6 protein-coding genes and 1 riboswitch are annotated in these 5,219 nt (G+C 43.3%); of the genes, 5 read left to right on the top strand and 1 reads right to left on the bottom strand.

Annotated elements, in window-relative coordinates:
* Nucleotides 1-176: 176 nt before the first annotated feature.
* Nucleotides 177-1,025: an NAD(P)-dependent oxidoreductase gene (locus tag ON09_RS22385; RefSeq protein WP_010603302.1), complete on the bottom strand. Its 849-nt coding sequence runs from the start codon at nt 1,023-1,025 to the stop codon at nt 177-179.
* Nucleotides 1,026-1,254: 229 nt separating this feature from the next.
* On the opposite strand from ON09_RS22385, the gene ON09_RS22390 reads away from it, so the two are divergent.
* The 5 genes from ON09_RS22390 to ON09_RS22410 all read left to right on the top strand — a co-directional run bounded on the left by ON09_RS22390 (nt 1,255) and on the right by ON09_RS22410 (nt 5,184).
* Nucleotides 1,255-2,250, top strand: a complete 996-nt coding sequence (locus ON09_RS22390; RefSeq protein ID WP_010603303.1) for an SDR family oxidoreductase — start codon at nt 1,255-1,257, stop codon at nt 2,248-2,250.
* 76 nt (nt 2,251-2,326) lie between these two features.
* Nucleotides 2,327-2,428: riboswitch (TPP riboswitch) on the top strand.
* Between the two features lie 84 nt (nt 2,429-2,512).
* On the top strand, nt 2,513-3,229 hold the full coding sequence (locus ON09_RS22395; RefSeq protein ID WP_010603304.1) for a class I SAM-dependent methyltransferase: 717 nt from the start codon (nt 2,513-2,515) through the stop codon (nt 3,227-3,229).
* Nucleotides 3,230-3,236: 7 nt separating this feature from the next.
* Nucleotides 3,237-4,283: an AIR synthase family protein gene (locus tag ON09_RS22400; RefSeq protein WP_029204569.1), complete on the top strand. Its 1,047-nt coding sequence runs from the start codon at nt 3,237-3,239 to the stop codon at nt 4,281-4,283.
* Nucleotides 4,280-4,924: a thiamine phosphate synthase gene (locus ON09_RS22405; protein WP_039843116.1), complete on the top strand. Its 645-nt coding sequence runs from the start codon at nt 4,280-4,282 to the stop codon at nt 4,922-4,924. The genes ON09_RS22400 and ON09_RS22405 overlap by 4 nt, the downstream gene beginning before the upstream one ends.
* The gene (locus tag ON09_RS22410; protein WP_010603307.1) at nt 4,921-5,184 is read left to right on the top strand and encodes a Trm112 family protein; all 264 of its coding nucleotides are present in this window, start codon (nt 4,921-4,923) and stop codon (nt 5,182-5,184) included. The genes ON09_RS22405 and ON09_RS22410 overlap by 4 nt, the downstream gene beginning before the upstream one ends.
* Nucleotides 5,185-5,219 lie beyond the last annotated feature (35 nt).

The raw sequence follows: 5,219 nt of genomic DNA on the forward strand, positions 1-5,219 counted from the left end.
AATACGGCTTCGCAATGAACGACTGCCCTAAACATCATTCCTGTTAGCATTAACGTTTTATTTTCGTCATTGCGATCCCGATTCTTTATCGGGAGAAGAAATCTCATTTGTAAAAAATAAGATTGCCACGGTCGTGAAATACGCCCTCGCAATGACGACTGCCATTGACGTTTTTATCAAATGTTATTTTTCGCAATGACACTCCAGTCATCGGAACCATGTCCATTCTCTATCCACTGATCCATTTCAGCAACAACTGCAGGCAATACATTTAATTTCACTCCTTTTTCCTGAGCAGCGCTGATCATTAAACCAGCATCTTTGCGGGCCATATCTAATTCCCAGGAAGGCTTACCAAAATCGCCTGTAAGAATTTTATTTAGTCGTGCAGGCACACCCGCACCAGGATTCCACGCTGCAAACAAATCCGAAATATCAGTAGTAGGAACGCCTAAAGATTTCGCCAAAGCCAGCGTATCTGACAGCCCTGCCGTAAGCGATATAAGAAAATGATTACCAGAGAGTTTAATAGCGGCAGCTCTACCTTCTTCTGAGCCAAAGTTTAAAAGTTTACCTGTCATTTTTGAAAGCTCATCCTCAACTTTTTTGATTACTTCCTGATCGCCGGAAACCAGCATATTGCCGGTGCTTTCCAAAGCATTCGGCGGTCCCATAAATACCGGTGCATGCAAATAGGTAAATCCTTTATTTTTCCAGTAAGCTGTTCGTTCAATGGCACCATTTACTGAGGTAGTAGTATGATCGATAATGATTACGCCAGTTTTAAAACCTGTACTTGCCAATTCCAGAACCTGATTAACGGTATCATCATCTTTAAGTGTAAGGTGAATATAATCCACGCCCCTTACGGCATCAAAAACATCATCAAAAGCTATTGCGCCATCCGTTTCCAGTGCTTTAGCCTTCGTAGCTGTTCTATTCCATACCTGTACCTGATCTCCTTTACGGAGCATCGCTTTAACAAAATTTGAACCTAAGAGGCCCATGCCTAAAAATGCTTTCATTGATGATTTTATTTATGGATTAAAGGTAAGGAGTTCTTCAGCTTTCTCAGTGGTAAATAAAAGATTTGCCAGATTATTCTTAATGGTGTTAGCATACGCAAAACCAATGTTGTTTGGCAGATGTTAAAATTTACTGATGGCAAAGATTAAAGTATGAGCTGAAAGCGCATTCATGTAGTTCACCAGCAAAAAATAATCCCGAAAACAATAACCTTAAAACATTAACCCTATGAAAAAAGAATTGATGACCAGACGACAAGCCGTAGCCGGCCTTGGCGTAGGTATTGCAGGCCTGGCCGTATCACCTGCTTTTGCAACAGATGGCGTGGCATTTTCTGCTCCGGCAGCCTTACAAGATCCAACGACAAAATATCCACGTCCTCCTTTTAAACCGCAGCAACAACCATTTCCTGGCCTGGCCAGCAAAATGGATCCCCGTCCAGATCATGGCGAAGAAAGTTACAAAGGCTCAGGCAGATTAACCGGAAGAAAAGCGCTGATTACCGGAGGCGATTCAGGCATGGGCCGGGCTGCAGCCATTGCATTTGCCCGGGAAGGAGCCGATGTGGTAATCAATTATTTACCAGCCGAAGAGGAAGATGCCAGAGAAGTAATTGCGCTAATTACCAAAGCCGGAAGAAAAGGATACGCGATTCCAGGGGATTTGCGTGAAGAATCTTTTTGCAAACGCTTGGTAGAAGATAGCGTGAAGCGCCTGGGCGGTTTAGATATTGTGGTAAGCAATGCAGCCCGCCAGCAAACTAAACCTTCGATATTAGACATTAGCACCGAGGATTTCGATGCCACGATAAAAACAAATATCTATGGGCCGTTTTGGCTGTTAAAAGCATCCATTCCCCACCTTAAGCCTGGTTCAAGCATTATCGTCACCACTTCCGAACAGGCCAATGATCCTTCACCAGAATTGTTCGACTACGCCCAAACCAAGGCAGCGAATACCAGTACGGTTCGATCACTGGCGAAATTCCTTACCCCTAAAGGCGTTCGGGTAAATGGTGTAGCCCCCGGCCCTATTTGGACACCCTTACAGGTGGGCGGTGGTGCAACCAATGAAAAGTTGACCAGCTTTGGAAAAGCAACTCCGATGGGCAGACCAGGGCAACCGGCAGAATTGGCTTCTATTTATGTGCAGCTGGCCGATAACAGCGCCAGTTATTCAACCGGACAGATTTATGGTGCAATGGGTGGTGGTGGCCAACCGTAAATCCCTCTGAACTTTTAACTTTTAACTTTCAATTTTAACTTTCAATTAGTCTTTTAAACTAAAATCTATATATTTGGCTTGTTGCACGGGGTGCTTTTAACTTAGGTTAAAGGCTGAGATGAATACCCGCGAACCTGACACGGATAATACCGGCGTAGGGATGCACTGGCTCAAATGATTGCGGCTGCTCGGCTGTCTGAATTTAAGCCCTGTTCACTATCCGGAGATCCGGTTAGCTGACAGGCCTTAAATTTTTAGACATATGCAATTAGAACAAAAAAGCTTTAGTGTTCTTTCAGAAAGCCTTACCAACTGGCAGGGAAGAAAAGAATGGTTTTTTAACCGCGAACATACCGATACCTATGAACAATGGTACGAAGGGCGTTACAAGCGTGCTGAAGTATGGCAGAAGAAAGTAATGGCGCAACTGCTTGGCAGCAACCCGGAAATTAAAGAACTACTTGAATTTGGTTGCGGTACCACACGTTTTACCAGATGGTGGGAAGAAATTGGAATCGAAGCTACAGGTGCAGATCTTTCTCCTTTTATGCTCGGCCAGGCTGTCCACCTTTTCGAGGGAGACCTTGTCAATGCCGATTCCCACTTCATGCCGTTTAAAGATCACAGCTTTGATGCGGTCGCTTTCATTACCACATTCGAATATTATCGAGATCCCGTTCAGGTAATTAAAGAAGCTGCCCGGGTAGGAAAAAAGGGTATCGCCTTTGGCATGATGAATCGGAATTCACCGAAATTTTTCCGAAGGAGAATTCAGCAGGCATTTGGTAAAAATCCCTTTTATGTAACTGCAAATTTTTATACGCCACAAGGTTTGACGCATAAAATCCACGAAGCCTTGGAAGGTCGGGAATATACCATTGAATGGACCTGTACAGGGCTTCCAAAATGGTTTCCGCTTCAACAATGGAGTTTGCCTTATGGCGATTTCTTTGGCCTTTATGTTCACTTCAAAGATTAAAGCGAAAATGATGGACTTAGGAAAAATCAACAATGACGACTTTGAGGGCATGATACTTCAGCGTTGTGGAAAAGATCGTAAAGAAGTGCACTGCGGACCGGCATTTGGCGTAGATGTTTCGGTGATCAACCTGCCCGGCGGACTTGCTTTGGCCATGACCAGTGATCCTTTATCCTTGATTCCTTCACTTGGCTTGCAGGAATCAGCATGGCTCTCTGTTCATTTGATGGCCAATGATATGGGTACTACAGGCTTTGCACCCATGTATGCGCAAATGGTGCTCAACTTACCAGATTATTTAACCAGGCAGGATCTTGATACCTACTGGGGATTTATCCATAAATACTGTGCAGAAATTGGCGTATCCATTACTGGTGGCCATACCGGAAAGGTAACAGGTCAAAATTCTACGATTGCCGGTGGCGGAACCATGGTGCTTACGGCGCCAGCCGATAAAATTTTGCTCAGTAAATATGCACAACCAGAAGACCTGATCATTGTAACCAAACAATGCGCCGTATCGTCAACAGCAATTTTAGCCATGAGCTTTCCGGAAACGGTAATCAATAAATTAGGAAAGGAAGCTTATACTCTTGCCTGTGATCTATTTTATCAAACTTCTAGTTTAGAAGAAGCACTTTTAGCGACTGATGATGAGGAAACTATGGTAAGTGCCATGCATGATGTGACCGAGGGTGGTGTCTTAGGAGCGGCATATGAGATGGCTGCCGCTTCGGGAAATGGGGTAATCCTTGAAAACCAAAAAATTCCTGTTAGCGATACGGTTCGCCAGGTTTGTAGCCTTTTCGAACTCGACCCCAGATTTTGTGTAGGTGCTGGTAGCACGGTAATGGCTGTCGACAAATTGAAGGCTAGGCTTTTAATCGAAAAGCTTGCTCAGCACAACATACAGGCAACCGTGATTGGAAAATTTATTGCTAAAGAACAGGGATATCAATTGATTGATCAAGACGAAATCTTGAACCTACCCTATTTTGCTACCGATCCGTACTGGGGAGCTTTTTTTAACGCATTAAATAAAGGATGGAAATGAGCAAAAAAATCGCAGGCGGCATTTATCTGGTTATTGATCCCGGCATGGAAAAACAATTATTATTTAATAAGCTCAAGGCTGCACTCGAAGGCAGTATTGATGTGTTGCAAATCTGGAACCATTGGCCGGAAGGAATAAACAAGCTGAGTTTTATACAGGAAATTAGCGCATTAGCCAAACCGTATCACGTACCGCTCCTAATTAACCAGGAATGGGCTCTTTTAAACGAAACATCAGCATTGGATGGTGTACATTTTGATGCTTTTCCAGTTGATCTTCTTTCAATTAAACAAAAAATAGGTAAAGCATTTATAGTAGGCGTAACTTGTTCTGGAAACCTTGAAACAGTTATTCAGGCACACCAAAATCAACTGGACTATATCTCCTTTTGTTCAATGTTTCCTTCACGTTCCGCTGGCAGTTGTACCATTGTACTTCCTGAAAACGTGGAACAGGCTGGCAAATTAACCGACATTCCGCTTTTCATCTCCGGTGGAATTACCCCAGAAAACACAGCAACCCTGAAACAAAAAATAGATTTTGATGGCGTGGCCGTAATATCAGGCATACTCAACGCAAAAAATCCGAAACAGCAAACCCAGGCCTACCGGGATGCATTAACTAAAAAACAATTATCATGAGAATAAAAACCATAGAAAAATTATGTTGCCCTTTCGATAAAAAAGATCTTAAGCTGGATATTTTTACGAAGGATATCAACCTGAATATCCTCGAGGGAATACTAACCTGTGCATACTGTAAACGGAAGTATCCAATTGTACACGGTGTACCCATCATGTCGCCTGACGAGTACCGCCAGATGGAACTGGAACAACCTATCATAGAAAAGTGGAAACTGGAACATGGGCTTAGCGACATGCAGCTGGTTCCCAAAAACTAGACATAAAAAAATCACTTAAGCTTTTCTTAAGTGAT

This window comes from Pedobacter agri PB92 (genome assembly GCF_000258495.1).
GTDB lineage: Bacteria > Bacteroidota > Bacteroidia > Sphingobacteriales > Sphingobacteriaceae > Pedobacter > Pedobacter agri.